The following is a 26,409-nucleotide window of genomic DNA, read 5'->3' as shown; positions in this document are numbered from 1 at the left end:
TAGAACAAACTTCTGCGTAGACACCCTTGGAGGCAACGCAGAATGGAGTGATCGCTGTTGGTTAGCGCATATCTTCATATCCATGCAAAAACTATTACTGTTTTTGAAGGATCTCCAATCATGTAAAAAGGACTTAAATTATGAGCAAAAGCTACACTCTTAAGGCCGAAAAACGCGAGCGGGTTGGTAAGGGGTCCTCCCGTGAACTTCGCCGCAACGGTCTTATTCCTGCTGTCATTTATGGTGAAAAACAACCTCCTTTGGCAATAACAGTTCCCTATAAAGAAATTTTCTACAAAATTCACGCTGGTGGCTTTCGCACCACCATTGCAACGATTATTCTTGACAAGCAAAAAATTATGGTTTTGCCAAAAGATTATCAATTAGATCCCGTGCGTGACTTTCCCCTCCATGTAGACTTTTTGCGCATTTCAGCAAAATCCGTTGTAGAAGTGAATATTCCTGTCCACTTCCTCAATGAAGATACGGCACCTGGACTTAAAAAGGGTGGTGTCCTCAATATTGTTCGGCACGAAATTGAATGTACAGCTCCAGCAAGTGCTATTCCTGAAGCTATTGAAATTGATCTCTCCAGCTACTCTATTGGTGATTCTATTCACATTTCAGCAGTGCAACTGCCAAAAGATGTGACTCCCATCATCCAAGATCGAGACTTTACCATTGCAACCATTGCAGCTCCTGCTGGCATGGATGTCAGCGATGAAACTTCTGAACAAGAAAATGATGAAGAAGACACGGAAACTTCATAAAACTCAAAAGGCGGGAATTTTTTCCGCCTTAATTTATGAGACACTACCCTTACTCATACTTTGACTGAAGATACACATGTGGCTTATTGCTGGTCTTGGCAATCCTGGTTTACAATATCAAAATAACCGCCATAATATCGGTTTTATGGCTGTTGATGCCATTTATCAGTCCTTCTCTTTTTCTCCATGGTCAAAGAAGTTTCAAGCAGAAATCTCCAATGGTTTCATAAATAATGAGAAAATTTTTCTTATAAAACCACAAACTTTCATGAATCTTTCTGGTCAAGCTATCGGTGAAGCTTTGCGATTTTATAAATTAGATTTAAAGAATTTGATCATCATTTATGATGAGCTAGACCTGTCACCGGGGAAAGTTCGTATAAAAATTGGTGGAGGAAATAATGGGCATAATGGCATTAAGTCTATTGATGCCCATTGTGGTACTGACTATTGTCGTATACGCATAGGAATTGGTCATCCTGGAAGCAAAGAACTTGTTCATCAGCATGTCCTAGGAAATTTTACCAAATCTGATCAAGAATGGTTATCCCCTCTCTTAGAGACAATCGCAAAAAATATCGCTCTCCTTATAAAAGATGATAAATCCCTCTTTATGAATGAAGTTTCACAAACGATAAAATACAATCAGAACCATTGGCTTGCGTGTCCCAGTCGCGTGAAGAATATGGATAAGAACTCTTAAAAAAATCCTCTTATAAACTTTCTCAAAGGCAAAATCTGTTGGCAACGTGAGAAGCTAGAAAATAGAACAGAATACAAGCTTGTATACACCTTTGAAAAAGAAAGGCTTATATTCTCTTTTGAGAGAAAGAGAAGATTGAACAGCAAACACAGCTCTCTCCAATCTTCTCCCCTAAATTAAAAAAAATCATTTGGCTGAATGGTCGACTGTAGCGGATCGTAACCATTTGATTGTTGACTATAAACTGTAGGAATACTCCTATTGTTTTGCAATACCACAACACGCGAACCAATAGGAACACGATCATAAAGATCGATAATATCTTGATTAAGCAAACGGATACACCCACTTGAAATAGCACGCCCAATTGACCACGATTCGTGTGAGCCATGAATACGGAAAAGTGTATCTTTCCCATTTTTGAACAAATAAAGTGCCCGCGCACCTAATGGATTATCGGGCCCTGGTGGCATTCCTTTCCCAAGATGACCATAACGTTCTGGTTCTCGAGCCATCATAGCTGCAGTAGGAGCCCAATTTGGCCACCGACGCTTGCGCTGTATAACCCCCTCACCTTCAAATGCTAGGCCTTCTTTACCGACACCAATCCCATAACGCAAAGCTTTTCCATTTTCACCAATAAGGTAAAGAAAACACTCTTGCGTATCTATAACCAATGTTCCAGGCGCATAAGATGTATAATAAATCACCTCTTGTCGCCAATATTTTGGATCAATTGTCGCAAGATCAACAGCAGGTAACGAATAGGTCTCATTCGTTACAGGACCATACAAAGCCTGTATTTCTGGTGGAATGTATCGAACTTGTTGAAAAGGTACCGATGACATATCTGACTGACGTGTAGCACATCCAGCCAAAGCCAAAAGTGCTGCAATTAAAAAGGCACAACGAGATAACACTCTTCTATTTTCTCCGATTAATTATTTATGCAGATTTGCATACCATGAAAAACTTAGCACAATATTAACATTAATTCGAAGTTTTCTTATCCTTGTAACTAAGGAGAACAATAAGATAAGAAGAACTAAGGTAAAAAAGTAGATACCTATTACTTTAGACTTTTTTCTCACTTATCGCAAGACCAGGACTATAACTCTTCTGAAAATATGCTATAAAAAGGAAGCTTTATCTTGACCATAAAATTAATAGAAAAGAAAGACTCTCATGGGCTTTAAATGCGGTATTGTCGGATTACCTAATGTCGGGAAATCAACTCTTTTTAATGCATTAACAAAAACAGCCACTGCACAGGCTGCCAATTATCCTTTTTGTACCATTGAACCCAATACCGGAGAAGTTGCTGTTCCAGATTTACGAATGGAAAAAATTGCATCAATCGCTGGTTCAAAAGAAATGATTCCTACACGCATTAACTTCGTCGATATTGCGGGGCTTGTGCGAGGAGCTTCAAAAGGCGAAGGTTTAGGAAACAAGTTTTTAGCCAATATTCGCGAAGTCGATGCCATTGTCCACGTTTTACGCTGTTTTCAAAATGAAGATATTACCCATGTAGAGGGACGTATTGATCCTTTTTGTGATGCGACAACGGTTGAAACCGAACTCATGCTTGCGGATCTTGAAAGTCTTGAGAGACGAATCATACAAATCCGTAAACGAGCAACCGGAAAAGACAAAGAAGCTCTCACAATTTTACCTATTATGGAAAAAGCATTAAACATACTGCAACAGGGAAACCCTGTCCGGTTATTACTCAAAGATATTTCTTCCGATGAACACCACATTCTTAAGAGTTTGAATCTTTTAACCTCCAAGCCTGTACTTTATGTTTGTAATGTAAGCGAAAATGACGCCGCTCGTGGAAATAGCTTTACCCAAACAGTTGAAAAAATGGCAACAGAGCAAAATGCGCAAAGCATTATCATTTCTGCTTCTATCGAAGCGGAAATTACACAACTGAGTGATGCTGAAGCATCAGAATATCTCAATGCGCTAGGACTCTTTGAACCGAGTCTCAATCGCCTCATTCGCGCTGGTTACCATTTACTTGATCTCATTACTTACTTCACCTGTGGGCCTAAGGAAACGCGAGCATGGACAATTACGCGTGGTACAAAAGCTCCCCAAGCAGCTGGTGTTATTCATTCAGATTTTGAGCGCGGTTTCATTCGTGCCCAAACCATTAGCTATAATGACTATATTGCTCTGGGTGGAGAAAGCGGTGCAAAGGAAGCAGGAAAAGCCCGCGATGAAGGAAAGGAATACATTGTGCAAGATGGCGATATCATGTTATTTAAACATAATACTTAAATCTTCACTCTGTCTTAATAGTTTATCTTGAAAACTTTGGTAATCGCTCCTTGGAATCTTGTCGCAAAAATTCTCAAGAGTTTTTAGAACAAAAAAACTGTTGCTAGCATATGATTGTGATAGCAACAGCTTGATCCATTAAAGAATAGAAATATAAAATTAGCGTGTCCAACGCCCTTCGTATTTAAATGTTGGAGCGTTCTTTAAAGAATCTTTTGTTGCATTTGTAATGAGTTTCCATTTACCATAATCATTTGTCATCTGGATTGTTTCTGGAGAAACGACCACATAACTCTCGCCTATGCCAAGAAAACCACCAACAGCAATAACAAATCCTGCAATATTATTTTCACGCAAAATAATATCTTTTACTTCACCAATATTTTCATCTTCTATATTATATACATTGGCGCCTATAAGACTGGAAGCAACAAAATCCGTTGCTAAAGGTGTCACATAACGCACAGACTTATCTATCCCCACCTGTACAATACCCGTCGAAGAGATCATTTCAGGTTTTGAAGGCACTTCAAAAGACTGAGCATAAGTACTAGAAACCATCAAAATTGACATAAGAGTAGTACATGCAATTTTTTTCATTTTAACATCTCCATTTTTACTTTGCTTTTACTTTATAAAACCTCAATGCATCATAAAAAGATTTGTTCCTTATGCTCTTTATACTCTATACTCTTTTGAGCCTTATCACTTTACCCTTTTCTCTTTATTTCGTCTTTTATTTCTTTCTCTAATTCTTCTTCTAAACGACACCAAATACGATTTTTTAAAATATAAACAAACCCTGCAAAAATGATTAAAAATAAAATAACACGAAAACCGGTTTTTTTACGAATTTCCATATGAGGATCGGCAGCCCACATCAAAAAAGCAGAAACATCGCGCGCATAATGTTCAATGATTTCTGGGGTTCCATCTTCATAAGTAACCATACCATCACTCAAAGGAGGAGCCATAGTTAAAGAATTACCGGCAATAAAATAAGGATTGTACCAATAACCATTCAAAATTTTTATCTCCTTCGGTGCCTTCTGATATCCTGTTAAAAGAGCTGTAATATAATCTGGACCAGCTGTATCATAATGAGTCAATGCATCAGTAATTAAAGCAGGAAACGGCAAAGATACCCCACGTGCACGTGCCATCAATGTCAAATCTGGAGGATAAGCACTATTCAAAATAAATCTTGCTTCTTCTTCATGTGAAAAGGGAGAAGGAAAATAATCCGTTGCAACCCCAGCACGTTTAAAAAATTTTCCTTCTCGATTAGGACCATCGCACACTTCATATTGCCCCGCCAAAGCTTTTATCTGTTCTTGATCATACCCAAGATCTTTTAAATTACGAAAAGCCACATATTTTAGCCCATGGCAGCTGGAACAAACTTGTTTATAAACCTTTAATCCACGCCTCAATTGCGCCTTATCATAAAGCCCAAATGGACCTGAAAAACTCCATGCTTGTTTTTTAGGAATCTGTAAAGGAAAGGAAATAAATCCCTCTTCCTGATCAGAGGCATCACTCGCTAAACTCTGAGCAGAAAAACTCATAGCAACAATAACAACCAACCCAACAAAAACATTTACCATAGTCTCTTTTTTTTCTGTTTTAAATCTTGCATAATTGAAGAAGGAAGAGAATAATTTTTTTCAAACGCTGGCAAAATCGGCAAAATAACCAAAAAAAATATAAAATAATAAACCGTAGCCAATTGTGTCCATAAAAGAATTTTGTCACTTATTTCTCTTGACCCCAACCAACCAAGAAAAACGACATCAATAACCAACGCCCAAAAGAAAATTTTATAAATAGGTCGATATCTTGCTGAACATATTTTAGAGCGGTCTAACCATGGCACAAAAATTAAAACGCAAATCGAACTGACGAATAAAACAAAGCCAACAAAGTTTGAAGAGAAAATACCGATATCAAAAGTTATAGCACGAAGCATCGCATAAAAAGGCAAAAAATACCATTCTGGAACCACACGAAGAGGTGCCTTTAAAGGATCTGCCACACTATAATTTTCAGCCTGCCCCATATAATCGGGCATATAAAACAAAAACCAGGCAAAGAAGATGAGAAAAACAGTAATAGCAAGAATATCTTTGATAAGCGCATAAGGCGAAAATGGAACCGTTTCCTTATCTGATTGTATAGCAAGACCTGTTGGATTGCCTTGCCCAACACAATGAATTGCCCAAATATGCAGCCCCACAAAAAGAAGCAAAACAAATGATAAAACATAATGGAAAACATAAAAACGATTCAACGTTGGTTGTCCTACGACATAACCACCCAGAAGTGTCTCATGCAACCATGTCCCCACCAAAGGTATCGTTTTTAAAAGCCCTGCAATCACTGAAGCCGCTGAAATAGACATCATCCCCCAAACAAGCACATAACCAAAAAATGCTATTGCCATCATGATGATATAAATAAAAATACCTGTAACCCATACCATTTCTCGCATATTTTTATAAGAACCATAATAAAGTCCGCGCGCCAAATGGATATAAACAGCAATAAAAAAAAATGAAGAGCCTACACTGTGCCATGGACGAAAAAGCCAACCAAACTGCCCTTCACGCCGAAATCGTTCACTGGTTTCAAAAGCCAAATGAATATCCGGAACATAATGCATAGCCAAGACAATACCAGTCAAGAGCTGTGATAAAAGCATAATGGTTAAAATACCGCCAAATGTGTAAAAGTAATTAAGATTACGCGGAACAGGAAAAATCACAAATGCATTATAAAAAAAACGAGGAAGAGGAAAACGCTTATCAAACCAACGGGCAAGAGCACTTTTAGGACAATAAGGAGGAAACCTTATCATGACTTTATCCTATTTTGAGCAAAGTATCAGAAAGAAATTGGTAAGGTGGAATAGTCAAATTATAGTTAGCTGGACCTGACCGCACTCTTCCAGCAGTATCATAAACAGACCCATGACAGGGGCACAACCATCCTCCAAATTTACCCGATTGCCCAAGTGTTACACAGCCTAGATGCGTACAAAGATTAATAACAATAAGCCAATTTTCACGTCCTTTACCTGCTGAACGCGCAAAATCTGTTGCTTCCTTTTCACCTTCAAGATTAGGATTGCGCGCTTGACGATCTTTTAGAAGTCTCAATTCAGTAGCGCGCGCATCAGCAATTTCTTTTGCCGTACGATTTCGAATAACAACAGGCTGTCCTCGCCACTTTACCGTTACTGACATCCCCTCTTCAATACCAGAAAGATCAACCTCAACAGAGGAAGATGCCAAAACAGCTTCATCTGGACGCAACTGACGGATAAAAGGCCACACAACCGCTCCCATTCCAACTGCTCCTGCAACAGCTGTTACCAAAAACAGAAAATCCCGCCTCGTTTGCTCACTCATGGACTTAACTTAAAGAGACACTTTGCTAAAATATTCTTTTACCATACCCTCTCCCATTGTACAATGCTCGATCACTCCGTTACCTCAACCATAAAAACATCCCCGTAAAAAACTCCTGCCATTTGTATGGTTTATACAAAAAACTGTTTTATAATGATAATTCATCGTTTTACAGAGTGAATGAAATCCCTAAACACCGTAAGGTTTTTTCATTTCAAACCTATTCATATTAATCAATCAAAATTACTCCCCCGCCCGTGAAAATCAGAGATAGCATGTAAATAAACACTTCTAAAGAAAGAAACATAGTCTTGTTATGACCATATCTCAGTAAACAAGTTGAGCTTATCGGTTATTTCTTTAACACATTTACAGCATCTCTCCCTCCCTCAATTCCAACTGGTTGCATGAGTATTTTTTTCGCTTCTGTTTTTGCATAAAAAGCATATTTTGTTGATTTTAATTAAAATTGATGATCTAACCTCATTAAATATCCCACTTTTCAACATAATGAGCCAATTCATTTCATGGATTGCTCAATAAAAGGAAGTCCCTAATAGGGAGCTTCTCTCTGATCCCAAACAGACCTGTATACATAACTTTTTCCCTGAAATTTAAAGGGAATAAAAATGAACCGTAAAAAACATGTATTTCTCAAAGCATATTTTTCGAATAAATTGTGGTGCTTCTTTACAAAGTCGAAAGAAAAATCATATTACAGAGAACATGACACTTCATATAGCTCTTTTCCAACCTGATATTGCTGGTAATACTGGAACGATTTTACGTCTTAGCGCTTGCTTTGGTTTACATGTGCACATTATTGAACCTGCAGGCTTTAATCTGTCGGATCGTAATCTCAAACGCGCAGGATTGGATTATCTCGAATATGCTTCCTTAGAACGACACATTGATTGGCAACATTTTATAAGCTCCATGAAACACTTTAACCGCCGCCTGTTGCTTTTAAGTACAAAAGCAAAAACATGCTATACGCAGATATGCTATCAAAGAAATGATGTTTTACTTTTTGGTCGGGAATCAGCTGGCGTTCCCGATTATGTTCATGAAACGGCCGATTACACACTGAAAATTCCCATGCAACCACAGGCACGCTCTCTCAATCTCGCCATGAGCGTGGCTATAACAACAGGAGAAGCATTGCGCCAAATTGGTTATTATGAAAGAAAATGTATTTTATAAAAATATAAATTATCACGAAAAACAATAATACAACATATAAAGAACAGTTAGAGCGTATAATGCCTATCATTTTCAAACAATTAAGTGCTTGTAAAATAAACATTTCTTAGTACCCATCACATCCATTTCATATCACCTCATAGTAAAAATCCAGTGAACATCCCCCTCTTTATGGTCATACAAGGTGCAAACCGCTATCACTATTCTCTTTATTCGTTCTCATTTTCGAGAATCCTTATCTTTGAGATGGTTTATAAGAGACATTTTTCCTCTCTGTAATCGTTTTTACTCGTACAGCTTCCCCCTCGTGACACGTAAGGCAATAATTTTGATTGATGTAATATGAACAGGTTTGAAATAACCTTACAATATTGGGGACTCTTCTTTCACATGAATAATGATTATTATAAATTAATATGTTGACTTAAAAAATATAAACAACAGTGAGTTTATAAACAGAAATATTATAAATCAATTTTTTCTAATAGTGCATGACGATCCATTAAAAATCCGCTTTCAATCCATATCATTTCTAGCTCTTTAAGCTTTTTTCCTAAAAGTACACCTTTCGTAAAACCTTTCTTTATTAAATCGTTACCATTAATGGGAAAAGTTGGAATTTGCCATTTTTTGGCAAATTGATAAAGCTTGACATAACCCTCTGCTTTTTGCAAAGCATCACTTTTTTCCAGATGATCAAGATGTGATGCAGCGACAGACAACGATAATTGATCTAAAACTGGCTGTCGTCCATGAAAATAAATCAGTTTTTGCACAAAATGATCAGAACAGTTTTGGTTTATTATTTCTAACTCCGCCCATTCTTTTAATCGCGTTGTTTCCTTAAGAGAAAAACGCAAGCGCTGTGCCATTTCATGAAGACGCATGGGATCAGGAGGAAGAAGGCTTTCTAGCCGTAACAATGGATCAACTTTCCAACCAAGAGCCTGTTCTGTCTTCACCAATGCGTGAATTGCATCAATGCCCCATCGTTCTGTTTCAGGAAAAATGAGTGCCAAAATTCTGCTTTGTCGCATCCATAAAAGAGCACGCGTTGGATCAAACGCCGCAAGAAGCTTTTTCATTTCTGCCCAAATACGTTCAGAAGAAAGTTTTTTTAAACCGTGTTTTAAACGAACACATGCCTTCAATCCTTGCACATCAGGTCGCCCTGCTCCATACCACGCAAAAAAGCGAAAAAACCGTAAAATACGCAAATAATCTTCGCCAATACGATCTTCTGCAACCCCAATAAAACGAACTGTTCGGCTAGCAATATCACTCAAACCTCCCACATCATCATAAAGGTTGCCAGCAGCATCACAATAAAGCGCATTTATCGTAAAATCTCGCCGTTCAGCATCTTTTTTCCAATCACGACCAAATGCCACTTTTGCATGACGACCATCCGTTTCAATATCGCAGCGAAGCGTTGTAACCTCATAAGAACATGAATGAGCAACTACTGTTATTGTACCAAACGCAATCCCTGTAGGAATAGCTTTAAATCCTGCTGCTTCTACACGTGCGATAATCTGTTGCGGCAAGCAGGTTGTGGCAATATCAATATCACTAATAGGCTGCCCTAGCAGTTGATTGCGTACTGCTCCCCCTACAATACGCGCCTCTTCCCCCTCCACAGACAAAACACGAAGAAGTGTTTGGATATCACTTTGTTGTAACCACGCAACCTGTTTGAAGTTCTGTCTTATATTCACCCTTCAACCTTTCAAAAAAGTTGTCTTCATTGCTTTAAAAAATTCTCTTCATAAAACAAATTTTTTAAGACATCCCTTATAAAGCACGTCTATTCTTCCAAAGAAACTTTTCTCTTCTATATGAATATGAAAAAAAACGGCATATGATACTTCATTTCTTCTCATTTTCTGTTACAAACAATAAGATATCCATTATCATGCAGAGAAAATTACCATTTTTGCGACAAACGCCTTAAGGAAGAAATATGAGTCAACATGATCCATCATCCAATTCTATAAAAAAGGTCAATATCAATCATGAAGCTCAAGTCATTATTGATGATATTGATACGGCACACAAAGAGTTGGATATTTTACAAAAAGAAATTGACAAAGTTATTTTTGGGCAAAATCAGGTAATCGAATATGCTTTAATCGCTATTTTTGCTGGTGGTCACGCCCTTCTTGTCGGTGCTCCAGGACTTGCAAAAACACGTCTTGTTGAAACATTGGGAACAGTCTTAGGGCTTGATGAAAAACGCATCCAATTCACTCCTGACTTAATGCCATCGGATATTATTGGTTCTGAAATTATGGATTCCGATAAAGACGGTAAACGTTCTTTTCGATACATTCAAGGTCCTATTTTCACGCAACTTCTCATGGCCGATGAAATCAATCGTGCTTCCCCACGGACACAGTCAGCCCTTTTACAAGCTATGCAAGAATATCATGTTACTGTTGCAGGTACCCGTTATGATTTGCCACAACCTTTTCATGTTCTTGCAACGCAAAATCCTCTCGAACAAGAAGGGACCTATCCACTTCCTGAAGCACAACTGGATCGCTTTTTGATGCAAATCGATATTGACTATCCTGACCTCACAACAGAGCGACGGATTATTTTAGAAACAACAAAAGAAAAAAAATCAAATGCAAAACCAATTTTATCCGGCAAAAAATTGCAAAAAATTCAAAATATCGTTCGCAAAATGCCTCTTTCAGAAAATGTGATTGAAGCTATTTTAAAAATTGTCCGCTCATCTCGCCCTCATAAAGACAATAGCCTTGCTAATACTTATGTTTCTTGGGGACCTGGTCCACGGGCATCACAAGCCCTTTCACTTTGTGTTCGCGCTCGTGCTCTTTATTATGGACGCTTAGCTCCTTCACTTGATGATGTTGAAGCATTGGCCTATCCCGTATTACAACACCGCATGGCTCTTAATTTTTCTGCCCGTGCTGAAGATATAACCGTAAAAGATATTATTAATAACCTTGTGAAAGATGCTCTTTGAATGGCTCTTGGCAAAAAAGTTTTACAAAAGCCTCCATTGTCGCTGGCAAATGAACTGCATAAGGATACTGGCAAAATGCCATATTTCCTTTTACAAGCGCGTCATATCGCTAATACATTGATAACCGGATGGCATAGACAACGTAAAAGCGGTAATGGGGAAAACTTTTGGCAATTTCGTCCCTATATGGAAGGAGAATCCATTAGCCGCATTGACTGGCGTCGCTCAGCGCGTGATGAAAATACATATCTCCGTGAACATGAATGGCAAATGACACAAACCGTTTGGCTTTGTCCTGATCAGAGCGCATCAATGCATTACTGTTCGCGCTTTTCTAAAATCTCTAAAGGTAATCATGCCACTCTTCTTACCCTTACCTTGGCATCCCTTCTTGAACGCAGTGGCGAACATATTGCTATTCCCAACTTAATGTCCCCCACAATGACATCCAATGTCGTAGAACGAATAGCCTTTGCTTTAGAAAATCATTCAGATGAAAATTCATTTCCGGATTTTTCAACGATTACACGCTTTTCACATGTCGTTATAATGAGTGATTTTCTCGACTATCCTGAAAAAGTCATCCAACATTTAACCGTTTTAACTACAAAACAGGTAACAGCGCATTTAATTGAAATTTCTGATCCCGCAGAAGAAAGCTTCCCCTATACAGGTCACACAGCATTTTTGGATCCTGAAACGAAAGAGAAACATGTTTCCACTAAAGCAGAAGATCTTCGTAAGAGCTATTGTAAACTATATCACGCAAGGCGACAAGAATTGGTAAATTTTTGCGCACGCCAAGGATGGTCTTATCACGTTAGTACAACGGATCAACCTTTAACAGAGACCATTTTTCATCTCGCAAATACAATGAGCGACTCTCCATTGCAAAAAAGGAGGGCACTTTGAGTTTTGCTGCTCCCTTTCTGTTACTAGGGCTTTTGTTCCTACCGGTCATTTGGTGGCTGTTGCGGATAACTCCTCCATCTCCGCGTAAAGAGCTTTTTCCCCCTTTTCGCTTCTTACCCAAACCAACTCATCAACAAGAAACAGCAAAACATACACCTTGGTGGTTGCTCTTGTTGCGTTTAACCATAGCGGCACTTGTTATCATAGCTCTAGCACGCCCCACTTGGAATCAAAAACCAATAAGCTTTTCTGGGTCTCAACCCCTTGCACTCATTATTGATAATGGTTGGGTTTCTGTAAAAGAATGGAAACAGCGCATCTCTATCGCTGAAATGCTCCTTGCACAGGCAGAAAAACAGCAAAAAAATATTTATCTTGTTGCAACGGCTGAAAATAATATCTCCAATATAGAGCCCCAACCAGCCAAGATTATAAAACAGCATTTAATGCATTTGCAACCGCGTCCTTGGCCTGTCAACCGTGTGCATGCCTTCAAAAAACTCAGCGAAATAACCAAAGGAAAACCTCTTGATATTGCTTATTTAAGTGATGGATTACAAACAAATGAAGATGAGCAAGCTTTTGCTCTTCTTGAAGAATTAAAACCTAGAAACTTCTTGTGGTATTTGACTGATATTTCCGATTTAACCGGCATAACATCCATAGAAAATAACAATGGAAACATGGGCGCGCGTATTATCCGCTCAACAACACACAGTAATACTCCCGCTATACTCAGCCTTTACGATTCAAATAATCAACTTCTCGGTCAATTTACGAACAATTTCTCTGAAGGAGAAACAACAGCACTTGTTCCTTTTAATGTACCACTTGAACTACGCAATGATATCGCTTGGATAAAAATAAACAATCAAAACCATGCTGCTGCAACCTTCTTGGTAGACAGCCATAACAGGATAAGCCGTGTTGCTCTTCTCTCACCCGATACTAATGAAATGGCACAGCCTTTACTTGCTCCATTTTATTACATTATCAAAGCCTTACAAGGTCATACACAGCTTATAACAGCCGGTGGAAGAGAACTTTCAACGGATATTGATCATTTGCTTAAACAAAATCCATCTGTTTTGATTATGGGTGACATTGTTAACATACCCCCAAAAGCAGAAAAAAAACTTTCTGATTTTGTGAATAAAGGGGGAACACTCATCCGCTTTGCAGGAGAAAAACTCAGTAGCGCAGAACATTACGATAACCTTCTTCCGATACCACTGCGCCCAGGTCAACGTTCCCTTGGAAGTATTATGTCTTGGACAAAACCACAAAAGCTTGCCCCTTTTGCAAAAAATAGCTTTTTCTTTGGTCTTCCCTTTCCAGGAGATGTTACTGTCTCGCGCCAAATCCTCGCAGAACCAACCCCAGATCTTTTCGAAAAAACGTGGCTTAGCCTTTCGGATGGAACTCCTCTTATTACCGCAGCAAAACGTGGTAAAGGAACCCTCATTCTCATTCATGTTGCTCCTGACCCAACATGGTCTAACCTTCCTCTTTCTGGCTTTTTTGCACAAATGCTGCAAAAATTAATCACATTAGGTTCTAACGAAAACACAAACCTAACACACAGAGAAAAAAGAACAGTGATACAAAACCCTTGGCGAACTATAGCCGTTGACGGACAATTACAAGTACCACCCTCTGATGTTGTTCCTTTGATCTTTGACTCTCAAAATCCACCCCATCCTTCCTACCATACTCCCCCAGGACTTTATGGTGCCAAAAACAATTTTTATGCACTCAATCTCTTAACTCATTCGTCGCACTTGATGAAACAATCATCATTGCCAACTTCTCTTAATAAAAGCCCTTTATCTTACGATACAAAAGAAAAAAATCTTATCGGTCCACTTTTAGGATTAGCCATCTTATTATTCGCCTTTGACAATTTTCTCATTTTATGGATGGGAGATATTTTTTCTTTCATGAAACGGCGTAATATGTTTCTCGTCCCCTTTATAAGTCTTATTGCCTTGTTTTCATATGATCCAACTCTTCATGCACAAACGAAAGAAAATCATCATGATAGTGTACAAGCTGCTGGCGCAACACATCTTGCCTATGTTATAACCAATAATCATGAAATTGATACAACGAGTAAAAGTGGTCTAGAAGCGTTAAGTCAATTTATTGCAGAGCGCACAATGCTTACCCTTGGCTCTGTTACAGCACTTGATCTCGATAAAGATGAACTCTCTTTTTATCCTCTTATTTACTGGCCAATTGATGTTAAGAGTCCTATACCAACCCCCAAAAGCCTTGAAAAAATAAATAACTTTATGAAACATGGGGGAACAATTTTATTTGACACGCGCGATCAGATAAAGAGCAATCTTAATCTTGAAGGAGACGCTACTCCAGAAACGCAAAGATTACGAGATATCTTAAAAGAGTTAAATATTCCATCCATTGAGCCAGCATCAACAGATCATGTTGTTGCACGTTCTTTTTATATTATGCCAGATTTTCCTGGTCTCTACCGTGGTTCACCTTTATGGGTTGAATCCTCATCAACAAACAAAAAAAATAAAAACTCTCTTGCCAACGGCGATAACGTAAGCTCCCTTCTCATCACCGCAAATAACTTTGCTGGGGCTTGGGCACTCGATGAAAAAGGGGCATGGAAATATCCCCTTGTTCCCAATGATCCAATGCAACGTCTATGGGCATTTCGTGCAGGTTTAAATATTGTCCTTTATGTGCTTACAGGAAACTATAAAGCGGATCAAGTGCATGTTCCAGCACTCTTGGAACGCTTTAAAAGAGAAAGAAGGCAATGATATCATTTTTCACTTTTCAGCCTTTTTTACCACTCTTTTGGATTCTGCTCTTAAGCGGAATATCGATTCTTTTTGTCGTTGTTGGTCTTGTTACGCAACGGCAAGGTTCTTTATTTCGTCTGATGGCATTAAGCGCCCTTATCCTTGCTTTGCTCAATCCAATGATCATAAAAGAACAGCGCGAACCACTGAAAAGCACAGTAGGCATTGTCATTGACCGCAGCAAAAGCCAATCATTTGGAACACGTACAAATGATAGTGATGAAGCGCGCAGGCAATTAGTCGAAACACTGGCGCATTATCCACAATTTGAACCACGCTTTATTGAAGCTGGGAAACTTGCTGATAATCAATATGCACCCTCAACGAATTTGTTTGAGACTTTAACACAAGCAGTATCTGATGTACCGCTCTCTCGTTATGCAGGAACCATTTTTATCACCGATGGACAAGTACATGACATCCCTGACCTATCAGACCTTCATCATGAAGCACCTCTCAATGCCCTGATTACAGGATACTCAGATGAATTTGATCGCCAAATCAAGTTTATTTCTCCTCCACGCTTTGCCCTTGTCAACAAACCACAAACGCTCTCCATTTTGGTAGAAGATAAAGTCCCCGCCAAAAAAATAATATCACAGAAAGCAAATATTACACTAAGCGTCAATGGACAAGACATTGGCCATTATTCTGTAACTCCTGGCGTGATTTTTCAAACTGAAATTACCCTTCCTCATGCTGAAAAAAATATTATCCAAGTTATAACTGATCCACACAAAGGTGAACTAAGCTTTGAAAACAACCGCGCCATAACAATTATTGAAGGAATCAGAGAAAATTTACGCGTTCTTCTTATTTCAGGTGCTCCTTATAATGGAGAACGGACATGGCGAGACCTTTTGAAAGGTGACTCCAATATTGATCTTGTTCACTTTACTATTTTGCGTCCCCCCACCAAAGCAGATAATACGCCCTCAAGCCAATTATCCCTAGTGGTCTTTCCCACAAGAAAACTCTTTGTTGAAGAAATTAATAACTTTGATCTCATCATCCTTGATGGCTACCAGCACTCTACTGTTCTCCCCTTAATCTATTATGATTATATCGCCCAATATGTACAAAAGGGGGGTGCATTGTTGATGGTAACAGGACCTGAGTTTACCCAAAAAAACTCACTTGCGAAAACACCTTTAATAAGCATTCTACCGGCATTGCCCAATGGAACTATTATTGAAAAACCTTTTCGCCCCACATTAACCAAAGAAGGTGAGCGCCATCCTGTCACAAGGGGTCTTGCAACACTTAACCTTCCCGCTTCTCAATGGGGGCAATGGTTGCGACAAATTGCTATTCAAAACATAAATAACGGAATCGCCCTCATGAAAGGAGCGGATGAACAACCACTTTTACTTCTCTCGCATGTTGATAAAGGACGTGTAGGCATGTTGCTCTCTGATGAAAGTTGGCTTTGGGCACGAGGTTTCGAAGGCGGTGGTCCTTATGCTGCTCTTTATCGTCGTATTGCCCATTGGCTCATGAAAGAACCAGAACTTGAGGAAGAAAAATTAAGTGCGACCAGCAGCCATCATCATTTAACAATTCGCCGCCAAACCCTTAAAGAGCATCCAGAGCCCGCTGAAATAATCTTTCCCTCTGGAAAAAAAGAAAATATTACTCTGACCAAAGAGAAAGAAGGCCTTTTTACTGCAACTGTGACCACTGATGAGACAGGAATTTTTAACATTAAAAATGGCGGTTTAACAATACTTTCTTCTGTAGGGATGCTCGATAATCTTGAGTTGTTTGACTTGATTTCAACACAAGAAAAACTAGCCCCCATTATTAAGCACACTGGTGGCTACATCGGACGTTTACACCCTGAAGGAAAAGAAAACATTCATCTTCCTCCATTTAAGCTGATTCAATCAAAAACAAGTCCGTCCTCTTCCCCAGCACATTCAATTGTTCTGAAAGAAGCAACAGAAACCCGTTTAATCAATACCTTTTATTTTTCGATATTTTCTGGTTTTTTTGCACTGCTTGCTTGCCTTTTACTGTTGAGCAGCATGTGGTATTATGAAGGCCGTTAAAAAGTCTGAGATTTCGTCTAATAGTTTTAAAATTCAGCTTATCTTTTTACGTATTTACTTGTCTTTTGTAATTAGATAACGTATTGATTTATAACTCAAAATACAGTGGAATTCTTCTTATTTCCAATATCCTCATATTAAAACAATAAAAAACATTCTCTTGCGTATTATTAAAGAGATGCTGTATGGATAGAAACCATTGAAGAAAAGAGTGAAATACCTCTTATGAATCCTCTTAAAGCAAAGCAAGGATTTTCATAAAATTGGGGGAAAATAGTATGATGTTTTTTATTTGCACCTTGTATAAGTGTAGAGATGGTAGTGTACAGTAAGCCCTATATAGTTCACAGAAGCTTTCCATTATAATATCGAGTACCATCGTGAAATTAGCTCAAACGCATTGAGAAATGTTTTTTTTTTACAAATATGTGAATCTACAACACAATGATATTTTATTAGGGATATTCTATTTGGAACATTCCGCTTGAGACATTCTTTTTTGCAAGCTAATTTTCATTTTACAATCTTTCTTGCCTTTAAGCACTAACTTATCTTATGTTTATTCTTTAAATCGTTTTTAATACTTTACGAGCTTTTATGTTTTATCTTGCCCATATATCGGATGTACATCTTTCCCCTCTCCCGCAACCTTCCCTTTTTGAACTTTCTGGGAAACGTCTTACCGGTTATCTGAACTGGCAAAAAAAACGTAAGAGTCAGATGGCAACAGATGTCCTAGAAATTTTAATAGATGCCTTGAACAAAACAAAACCTGATCACCTTGTGATCTCTGGTGATCTTGTAAATCTTGCTCTCGATAAAGAATTTATACAAGCTCATCGTTGGCTACTTAATCTAGGAAAACCTCAAGATATTTCTTTGACATTTGGAAATCACGATGCCTATGTCCGCGGCGCTTTACAAAAAGCATGCACTCTCTTTAAACCTTGGATTACAGGTGACATCCCTCAAAAAAGTGCCTTTCCTTATATGCGCATTCGCAAAGATGTTGCCATCATAGCAGCTTCTTCAGCCATTGCGACATTGCCTTTTCAAGCTTCTGGCTATTTTGGTAAAATGCAAGCGCAAACTTTACCGCTCTTTTTAAAGGAAGCAGCACAGCGCAACCTTTTTCGTGTCGTCATGATTCACCACCCCCCCTTTCCAAAGGCCACGTCTTGGCATAAAAAACTACGGGATATAAAACGTTTTCTAGACGTTATCAAATACCACGGTTGTGAGCTTATTCTTCACGGACATACTCATTTACCCACATTGAATTACATTGAAGGACCAATTAAAAAAATTCCTATTGTTGGTGTTCCTTCCGCATCACAAGCTTTTGGTGATAAAAAACCGCCCGCAGGCTTTAATTTATTTTCCATTGAACGCTTACAAAATCAATGGCATTGCCAATTAAAACGTTATAGCATTATCAACCCCAAAAACGAGATTGCATGTACTGAAACAATTAATCTTTAAACACCTTCATAGTTGCCCAAACAACAAAAAATAAAAATATTTTTATTTCATATCCCTTTGGAAATCATAATTCTTATTTCCCTTTTTCTCCTTAAAAGATAAAGTTTCACCTTCTCTGTCAATAGATCAATTTTTCTCAGACAGTTCCATCTGCTGCCCCACTTATGTGACTAGCTTTTTACAAACTTATCGGTTTTCTTCCTTCCCGCTCTAAAGGACGAAAATTCTACCACATCTGATTTATAAATAATTCGGATTCTTGTCTCACGGGTTCCAGCTGCTAATTGCGCATGTGATTTACTTCACAAAGCTCTACACATAAACCCTGCTTTGAATTTCATCATCCACTCCTCCAAAAGCATCTAATGCGTAAAATCTTTATATTATTACAATGATGATATTTTATAGAATAATAGAGACGCTCATTCAGCTTCTATACCTGAAAATCAATGGCTAAAAAAGCCAAATAATAACTAAAGTATATAATTTAAATAACCCAACCTACTTGTGATTCATAAACAAATGATGTTGATTGATTTATCGTAAATAGATTTGAAATGACCATTACTATTTCACTCAAAATTTATTATCGTACATTAAAAAATTAGGAGAATAATAGATTATATTTCGATAACAGACATAGGTAATAATGTTTTTTATGTCTCAATAAATTCCTAATTTTCTCTCTATTTTTTCCTATAAATAACTTTATAATACTCTTTATAATTATTTTATTATTGAGTTATATTGCGGATGTAATTTTACGTTCTTTAGAATTTTTTGCGAGCTTTTTGTTATTAAATAAAATATTTTACGATACCGCAAAACAGAAAAGTTGATTGTATGAAAGATCTTTTAAATAAAATAAAATGCCATTAGCTTGCCAATTCACATGTTGGTTTTAAAAAGCATCTTTTAAAGCACCCAAACCCATTTCCCGACGGTACCTATGAATGATGTAATGTTAAGTCCATTTAGCAACACCATCTTCACGTTTATGGAAAAGCAAGCTAGTATCAAAATCTCACACTTTGCCACCCCCTAATGTAGCGACAGCCTTTAGCACTTAAAATGGTTCATAAGAAGCATTTTTATTCTTTCTTTAATGTTTTTATCTCACGACGCCCCCTCTTTTTGACGTGCAAAAGACATGGTTTTGATCGGTTCAATATGGTATAGGTTTAAAATGAGAAAATCTTATGACACTTGGGTCTCTCACTCAACATGACAAAAAGTAATTTATGTTTACAAATCAAAGTATTGTTCGAATAAAATAGTAGCTCTTTTGAGTAAGGATATTTACTAGAACATATCTGAAAAATAAAAGCCTCATTCGAAAATGAGACTTTTGAAGTGTTTAATTCTGCAAAAATTAAAATTTATAAGCTACACCCACACGAAAATCATTTGTCTTGTAACCCATTTCAAATTTATCCTGTATGAACTTCTTTTTGCCAAAATCTGAATAACGATATTCTGCACGTACAATAATATTATCAGTCATTGCAAAATCAATACCACCTCCAAGGGTATAACCAATCATGGTCTTTTTTTCATCATGCAACCAATCAGAAAAATCAACTTCTCCATTTTTGCTATCAGCTACTGCCGCAAAAATATTCTGAAGCTGCGTATAAGCAATCCCTCCAGAAATATAAGGCATCATACGCTCAATCGCAAAACCAACTCTCACCCGTGTAGCACCAGCCCATTTTTGTTTTAAAGTATGACGTACAGCTTTAATAGGTGTTGTCGAATCCTCCTCATGCAAATCTCTTGTTAGACTTGTTTTTTCTACAAGTTTTGGTGTTTCTTCAGTTGGACTTTTTTTCGGTAGATTGACATCTTTAGAATCCTTTTTACCAAACCACATAATATCTGTATCAATACCTATAATAAAACTATTATCGATATCAATATTGGAACCTGCATAAACTCCCCCGATAAAACCAGAAAGTTTAGGTAAATTCTCCTTTCCAATTGGATTCCATATCCCTGTCTCATGTTTTAAATAACTTGCAGTCGTTTTACCTGAAAAGTTACCAATCTGTCCTCCAAGATAAAATCCTGTCCAAGACAAAGCAGGTGCTGGAATAACAGGAACAGGTTGTTCAGGAATAACGATATCCGACGCCTGTACTACAGAAATTAAAATTAAAGAAAATATAGATGTTGAGGCTAAATACTTTGTAATCATAATTGCTCCCCTAAAAGCTAATGTGATACATAAATAATGGTAAATCGTTTCACAATTTTTTGAAAAAATCTATAGCAAAAATGACACAGTTAAAAAATTAAAATTAGTTTTAAATAAAGCTTAAATATTATTTATAATTTCCAGAAGCTATTAATCTATAGCATCTTTTATAGCTTCATATTGATCATTATTATCTGAAATTATATAAATAATTATAATGTCAATTTTTTGAAAAAATGAGATAACGCTCATAAAAAATATGATTCACTAAATTAATCACTCATCGCTTTTTGTATAAAGAATGATACCTAGAATGGAGAATTTTTTCATCACACTTGAAAAAACAGTAGAGAACTTCACTCTAACCCTCTCAAGCGTCTATGAAATGAAAGACAAAAATTAATATATAAAAATGGAATTAATAATTTTTATTTATTCTTATAGAATTATTTTAATATTTCATGATTTTTGTAAAAACTGAACAGACCAATTGCCCAGTTTCTGCAATTAATTTTTCCACACGAAGCAAATCAGGTTCCCCAACACTATTCAACAAAAGATCACTTAATCCAGGTGGCATGTCATTGGGATCAAGAGAATCATTTAAGCAAAGCCGTATAATTTGACTCAAATTTGTATAAAGACGATAGGCATAATGTAAATCAGCAATACATGACTGATTAAGAAAACTGTTTGGTAAGTGATCTAAAATATCCGCTGTCGTCGCTCCAATTTGAAACTCCATGACATGCGTAATAAGAGAAAATTGAGCAATAAACTCCAAATCCATAATGCCACCAGACATCGTTTTTAAATCCCATTGATTTTTTGGCGGCTTTTCTTTTGCAATCAAGGCACGCATTTCACATACTTCTTTTGCAACTTCCTTCTTATCACGAGAAATAGCAATAATTGCACACACTTCATTTTCTAGTTTTTGTAAAAAATCAGGGTCTCCTGCAATGCCTCGAGCCCTTGTTAAAGCAAGATATTCCCATATCCATGCTTCTTGGCGATAATACTTTTTAAAAAATGGAAAAGAAACAGCAATAGGTCCTTTATTGCCTAATGGCCGTAACCTTAAATCAACGACATAAAGAATACCTTGGCTTGTAAGAGTGGATAAAGCAGAAACGAGGCGTTGTGCTAAACGCGTATAATATTGAGAGATATAAAGAGGCTTTTCTCCATCAGATATTTCTGCATCATCATCGTGTTCATAAAGCAAAACGAGGTCAACATCGGAATCTGCTGTTAATTCGCGACTTCCAAGCTTCCCCATACCCAATATGCCAACACGCCCCCCTTTAATACGACCATGAAGACGAGAAAATTCCTCTTGAACGGTAGCAAATGTTTTTGTAATCATAAGATCAGCAAGCGCAGTAAAAGCAAAACCCGCTCTTTCTCCTGTAATTGTACCGTTTAAAATTCGAATACCAATCAAAAAACGTTGTTCATCTGCAAAAATCCTTAAATGGTCAAGAATTTCCTCATAAGAAAGAACATTTTCAAGAAAATATTCAAGCCGTTTTTCTAAGTACGTTTTGGTCGGTAATTCTGAAAGAATATTCGGATCTAACATTCCATCAAAAACATGGGATCTGCGTGTAATAATTTCTGCAAGACGTGGAGCAGCACCCATAATAAGGACAAGCATATCCAAAAGAGAGGGATTAGACTGCAAAAGACTAAAAAGCTGAATTCCTGAAGGTAAGCCCTGTAAAAAACCATCAAAACGCAACATCGCCTCATCAGCTCGTTTTGTCCCACCAAAAGCTTTCAAAAGAGCTGGTGTTAATTCCGTTAATCTCTCGCGTGCTTCGGCTGATTGCGTTGCTTTATAACGACCAAAATGGAGCGTGCGCATAATACGACAAATATCACTTGCTCTTTCGAAGCCTAAACGGCTTAACGTTATTAATGTCTCCGGATCATCTTCTTCACCGGTAAAAACTAAATTACCAATTTCTAAACCAAGTTCTTGCTCATTCTCAAACAGTGCTGCATAATGTTTTTCAACAACCTGAAGTGTTTTTAATAAATCACGGATAAAACTGCTACTGTCTTGATAACCCATTAAATAGGCAACACTTGTGAATTGAGCAGTATCATTTGGAAGAAGATGTGTTTGTTCATCGAAAAGCATTTGAATACGATGTTCCACATTTCGAAGAAAAGCATAACTTTTTATAAGGCTATTTCTCGTTTTCTCACTGATCCAACCAAGCGTGTGAAGTTCTGCTAACATTGCAACTGTCTGACGTCCACGTAATTGAGGAAAACGTCCACCAGCAATGAGCTGCTGTGTCTGAACAAAAAACTCAATCTCACGAATACCACCACGACCTAACTTTATATTATGCCCATAAGCTGCAATTTGACCGTAATTTTTATGCGCATGAATTTGACGTTTGATCGAATGAATATCAGCAATAGCAGCATAATCTAAATATTTCCGCCACACATAGGGAAAAAGCTCTTTGAGAAAGTTAAAACCTGCCCTCTTATCACCAGCAACTGGACGTGCTTTAATCATGGCTGCTCGTTCCCAATTTTGCCCACGCCCTTCGTAATAACGCAATGCAGTCCTTACTGGTAAGGCCAAAGGGGTTGAACCTGGATCTGGACGAAGACGAAAATCAAGACGAAAAACATATCCTTCCGCAGTGCGTTCTTGAATGATACGGATTAATCGGCGTACCATTTTAGAAAATACGTCAACACTTTCAGAAAGATTACCAATATGAGGTGATGTTTCATCAATGAAAACAATAAGATCAATATCAGAAGAATAATTAAGTTCCCCTGCTCCTAACTTTCCCATCCCTAAAATAATTAAACCACAGTCTTTTTCTGGATTCTCACGGCTTAATAAATTGATCTTACCATGATCATGCGCTTCTCTTAATAGAAAACGTAGTGCTACACTTAATGCTGCTTCGCCCAAACGTGTCAACCAAGCACATGAAACTTCGTAAGTAAAAACACCACCCAAATCAGCTAAAGCAATAAGAACATGCGCTTCTCGTTTTTTGCGCCTTAAAGCAGCCATCAATGAAGTTTCATTTATAGCTTCATCCTTATCAATAGCTGTAATATCATCTATAATTTCGCTCAGCCTTGTTTCTATATCAACATTTAATAAAGCACTAAGATATGATGGGTTGGCAATTAAAACCTCACGCAAAAAAGGAGATAAGGTCATAACCGAACTGATAAAATCAATCTGCGTTCCACTCTCTGAAATGATGGAAACAAGCGATTCTAAACCTTCTTTCCTTGCTTGTTCTTCCATATCTTTTAACCATTGGGAACCACTTTTATCGAGAGGACATAAAGGGAGAAGCTGTGTTTTTAAAAAAGCTTGTTTCATCTGTGCTCCCTTGAAAAGCATTTTGCTTTCCTTTCTATTGCTTTATACTTTTAAAATAGTTGTTACGTATGAAAAGTGAAAAGTGAAGAAAAATATCTTTAAGGAAATAACAAAACAGCCCTAAGCCCTGGATTTGCATTTTCAAGTAACAATTCACCCCCGTGAAGCTTCATAACCGCTTTTGCTATACTTAAACCAATCCCAAACCCAGGTTGTGTGCGGCTTTCTTCAAGACGAACAAATCGTTCTGTCACTTTTTCACGTTTATCCTCTGCTATTCCTGGTCCATTATCGCTCACAACAACTAATAAATGTTCATCACGATATTCCATTGATAAGCAAACCTTCGCTTGCCTTCCACCTTTAGGCGCATATTTAATTGCATTATCTATAAGATTAAAAATTGATTGCGCAACAAGCTCACGATTCAATTTTAGCTCTTTATCAAATATATCTCCCAACTGAAGTAAAACACCTGACTCTTCAGCAAAAGGTTCGTAAAGCTCAACAGCATCCTCAAGGATCAGTTTCATATTAATCATTTCAAGATGTTCAATTGCACTGCTGGCCTCAATACGTGAAATCATTAAAATCGCATTGAACGTACAAATAAGTTGATCTGATTCTGCAATAACCCTATCAAGGACCTGACGATATTCAAGCTTTGTCTTATTTCCTGAAAGCGCTTCTTCAGCGCGATTTCTAAGACGCGTTAACGGCGTTTTCAGATCATGAGCAATATTATCTGATACTTGACGTAAACCAATATTTAACTCTTCAATGCGGTCTAACATAACATTAAGATTGGTTGACAATCGATCAAACTCATCCCCTACTCCAGAAACAGGTAAACGCCCACTGAAATCACCATCCATCAAGCGCTGTGATGCAGCCGTTACATGATCAATCCTTTGTAAAGCTCTCCTGCCAACAAAAAACCATATGAGTAAAGCGCCTCCAACCATTGCAGCAAGTGCAATGATCACAGCTTTGCGAATAACAACAGCAAAACGTTCTGGCTCATCCAAATCACGTCCTATAAGAATCTTCATAGCATTAGGTAAATCAACAATAACCGCCAAAGCGCGATGTTCACTTGTTTTGCCATGTTCTCCAAAACGGGAATACAAAAAAGAGGTAGAAATAAAACCACTCTGATTCAAAAGACCTAATTCAATACGTGCTACATTTCCAGCTAAAATACGCCCCATAGAATCTGTAACAAGATAAAGAAATGCTCCTGGTTGTCTTGAACGATAATCAATAGTGCGCATTAATAAGGATAATCCCCCATAATTATAAGCATTTTCAATATACTTTAATTCTTCATGTAAAGCCTGTTCAGTTTGCTCTGTTAACAATGAAGCAGAAAATGCCGTCATATAAATAGAAAGTCCTGTTGCCACCAATCCAAACAATAAAATGTAAAGTGCTGAAAGCCTTAGCGCCGTCGTGCGCATTATATTAATCAAACGATTCATGCTTTGTTATCTGGTGCTTTCAGCATATATCCAGCTCCACGCACTGTATGGAGAAGGGGAACATCAAAATCTTTTTCAATTTTGGCTCTCAAACGAGAGATATGGACATCAATGACATTCGTTTGTGGATCAAAATGGTAATTCCAAACGTTTTCCAAAAGCATAGTGCGTGTAACAACCTGCCCCGCATAACGCATCAAATATTCAAGTAAACGAAACTCTCGTGGTTGCAATAGAATGTTTCTATCACCTCGTTTTACCGTATGTGCTAACCGATCAAGCTCAAGATTACCTACACAGTAAACAGTTTCTGCTTCTTTAGGATTTTTCCGCCGTTGTAAAACTTCAACACGCGCAAGAAGTTCAGAAAAAGCATAAGGCTTTGTTAAATAATCATCTCCCCCTGCACGCAGCCCCGTTACACGATCATTAACTTGCCCTAAAGCAGACAGAATAAGAACCGGTGTTTCATTGCCTTTAGCGCGCAATTCAGCAATAATAGAAAGACCATCACGATGCAAAAGCATTCGGTCAACAACCATAACGTCATAATTTTCCGTGGTTGCTAAAGCGTATCCCGTATCTCCATCATAAGCAACATCAACAGAATGCCCTACTTCCAAAAATGCTTTTTCGAGATAATGCCCCGTCTCATGATCATCTTCAATAACGAGTATCTTCATAAAACGTATCTCCATTATTT

At 37.7% G+C, this 26,409-nt stretch carries 19 protein-coding genes; 9 read left to right on the top strand and 10 right to left on the bottom strand.

All coding sequences use genetic code 11. From position 1 onward, the window contains the following. Window positions 1-140 precede the first annotated feature (140 nt). Entirely contained in the window at window positions 141-770 is a 630-nt protein-coding gene (locus tag ACFIQC_RS01670) for a 50S ribosomal protein L25/general stress protein Ctc (protein WP_375610123.1), read from the top strand. 76 nt (window positions 771-846) lie between these two features. Next, the gene (gene pth / locus ACFIQC_RS01665; RefSeq protein WP_375629423.1) at window positions 847-1,473 is read left to right on the top strand and encodes an aminoacyl-tRNA hydrolase; all 627 of its coding nucleotides are present in this window, start codon (window positions 847-849) and stop codon (window positions 1,471-1,473) included. A gap of 176 nt (window positions 1,474-1,649) precedes the next feature. Here the strand turns inward: pth and ACFIQC_RS01660 are convergent, their stop codons facing one another. After that, window positions 1,650-2,393: a L,D-transpeptidase gene (locus ACFIQC_RS01660; protein WP_375611178.1), complete on the bottom strand. Its 744-nt coding sequence runs from the start codon at window positions 2,391-2,393 to the stop codon at window positions 1,650-1,652. Window positions 2,394-2,658: 265 nt separating this feature from the next. Here ACFIQC_RS01660 and ychF point away from each other — a divergent pair, with 265 nt between their 5' ends. Continuing rightward, complete coding sequence (gene ychF / locus ACFIQC_RS01655) at window positions 2,659-3,762, top strand: redox-regulated ATPase YchF (protein WP_375636229.1); 1,104 nt, start codon at window positions 2,659-2,661, stop codon at window positions 3,760-3,762. A 159-nt stretch (window positions 3,763-3,921) separates the two neighbouring features. Here the strand turns inward: ychF and ACFIQC_RS01650 are convergent, their stop codons facing one another. From ACFIQC_RS01650 to petA, 4 genes are all read right to left on the bottom strand, one after another. Further along, the gene (locus ACFIQC_RS01650; protein WP_375611176.1) at window positions 3,922-4,362 is read right to left on the bottom strand and encodes a PRC-barrel domain-containing protein; all 441 of its coding nucleotides are present in this window, start codon (window positions 4,360-4,362) and stop codon (window positions 3,922-3,924) included. 110 nt (window positions 4,363-4,472) lie between these two features. Then, window positions 4,473-5,369 carry a cytochrome c1 gene (locus ACFIQC_RS01645; protein ID WP_375706655.1) on the bottom strand — a complete coding sequence of 299 codons (897 nt, stop codon included), beginning with the start codon at window positions 5,367-5,369 and terminating at the stop codon, window positions 4,473-4,475. Beyond that, complete coding sequence (locus ACFIQC_RS01640; protein ID WP_375706654.1) at window positions 5,363-6,619, bottom strand: cytochrome bc complex cytochrome b subunit; 1,257 nt, start codon at window positions 6,617-6,619, stop codon at window positions 5,363-5,365. The genes ACFIQC_RS01645 and ACFIQC_RS01640 overlap by 7 nt, the downstream gene beginning before the upstream one ends. A 4-nt stretch (window positions 6,620-6,623) precedes the next feature. After that, the gene (gene petA / locus ACFIQC_RS01635; RefSeq protein ID WP_375706653.1) at window positions 6,624-7,172 is read right to left on the bottom strand and encodes a ubiquinol-cytochrome c reductase iron-sulfur subunit; all 549 of its coding nucleotides are present in this window, start codon (window positions 7,170-7,172) and stop codon (window positions 6,624-6,626) included. A 726-nt stretch (window positions 7,173-7,898) separates the two neighbouring features. On the opposite strand from petA, the gene ACFIQC_RS01630 reads away from it, so the two are divergent. Continuing rightward, window positions 7,899-8,375 (top strand): tRNA (cytidine(34)-2'-O)-methyltransferase, encoded by a 477-nt coding sequence (locus ACFIQC_RS01630; RefSeq protein ID WP_375606355.1) that lies wholly within the window; start codon window positions 7,899-7,901, stop codon window positions 8,373-8,375. A 464-nt stretch (window positions 8,376-8,839) separates the two neighbouring features. On the opposite strand, the gene ACFIQC_RS01625 is transcribed toward ACFIQC_RS01630, so the two are convergent. After that, complete coding sequence (locus ACFIQC_RS01625; protein ID WP_375706652.1) at window positions 8,840-10,093, bottom strand: CCA tRNA nucleotidyltransferase; 1,254 nt, start codon at window positions 10,091-10,093, stop codon at window positions 8,840-8,842. A gap of 245 nt (window positions 10,094-10,338) precedes the next feature. On the opposite strand from ACFIQC_RS01625, the gene ACFIQC_RS01620 reads away from it, so the two are divergent. From ACFIQC_RS01620 to ACFIQC_RS01600, 5 genes are all read left to right on the top strand, one after another. Further along, complete coding sequence (locus tag ACFIQC_RS01620) at window positions 10,339-11,370, top strand: AAA family ATPase (protein WP_375606357.1); 1,032 nt, start codon at window positions 10,339-10,341, stop codon at window positions 11,368-11,370. Further along, window positions 11,371-12,282, top strand: a complete 912-nt coding sequence (locus ACFIQC_RS01615; protein WP_375706651.1) for a DUF58 domain-containing protein — start codon at window positions 11,371-11,373, stop codon at window positions 12,280-12,282. Then, window positions 12,279-15,077 (top strand): DUF4159 domain-containing protein, encoded by a 2,799-nt coding sequence (locus ACFIQC_RS01610; RefSeq protein ID WP_375645505.1) that lies wholly within the window; start codon window positions 12,279-12,281, stop codon window positions 15,075-15,077. Before ACFIQC_RS01615 ends, ACFIQC_RS01610 begins: the two co-directional genes overlap by 4 nt. Next, entirely contained in the window at window positions 15,074-17,170 is a 2,097-nt protein-coding gene (locus ACFIQC_RS01605) for a glutamine amidotransferase (protein ID WP_375706650.1), read from the top strand. Before ACFIQC_RS01610 ends, ACFIQC_RS01605 begins: the two co-directional genes overlap by 4 nt. A gap of 597 nt (window positions 17,171-17,767) precedes the next feature. Then, window positions 17,768-18,652, top strand: coding sequence for a metallophosphoesterase family protein (locus tag ACFIQC_RS01600; RefSeq protein WP_375629442.1), 885 nt, complete (start codon window positions 17,768-17,770; stop codon window positions 18,650-18,652). A 1,372-nt stretch (window positions 18,653-20,024) separates the two neighbouring features. On the opposite strand, the gene ACFIQC_RS01595 is transcribed toward ACFIQC_RS01600, so the two are convergent. The 4 genes from ACFIQC_RS01595 to ACFIQC_RS01580 all read right to left on the bottom strand — a co-directional run bounded on the left by ACFIQC_RS01595 (window position 20,025) and on the right by ACFIQC_RS01580 (window position 26,389). Then, window positions 20,025-20,849, bottom strand: a complete 825-nt coding sequence (locus tag ACFIQC_RS01595) for an outer membrane protein (protein ID WP_375629445.1) — start codon at window positions 20,847-20,849, stop codon at window positions 20,025-20,027. Window positions 20,850-21,300: 451 nt separating this feature from the next. After that, complete coding sequence (locus ACFIQC_RS01590; protein WP_375706649.1) at window positions 21,301-24,225, bottom strand: bifunctional [glutamine synthetase] adenylyltransferase/[glutamine synthetase]-adenylyl-L-tyrosine phosphorylase; 2,925 nt, start codon at window positions 24,223-24,225, stop codon at window positions 21,301-21,303. A gap of 98 nt (window positions 24,226-24,323) precedes the next feature. Further along, window positions 24,324-25,706 carry an ATP-binding protein gene (locus ACFIQC_RS01585; RefSeq protein WP_375620682.1) on the bottom strand — a complete coding sequence of 461 codons (1,383 nt, stop codon included), beginning with the start codon at window positions 25,704-25,706 and terminating at the stop codon, window positions 24,324-24,326. Continuing rightward, window positions 25,703-26,389, bottom strand: a complete 687-nt coding sequence (locus ACFIQC_RS01580; RefSeq protein WP_375706648.1) for a winged helix-turn-helix domain-containing protein — start codon at window positions 26,387-26,389, stop codon at window positions 25,703-25,705. Before ACFIQC_RS01580 ends, ACFIQC_RS01585 begins: the two co-directional genes overlap by 4 nt. Window positions 26,390-26,409: the final 20 nt, after the last annotated feature.

It is taken from the genome of Bartonella sp. AA126HLJHH (assembly GCF_042197425.1).
GTDB lineage: Bacteria > Pseudomonadota > Alphaproteobacteria > Rhizobiales > Rhizobiaceae > Bartonella.
Note: the sequence above shows the minus strand (reverse complement) of the source record. Positions and strands in the feature narration are given on the sequence as shown.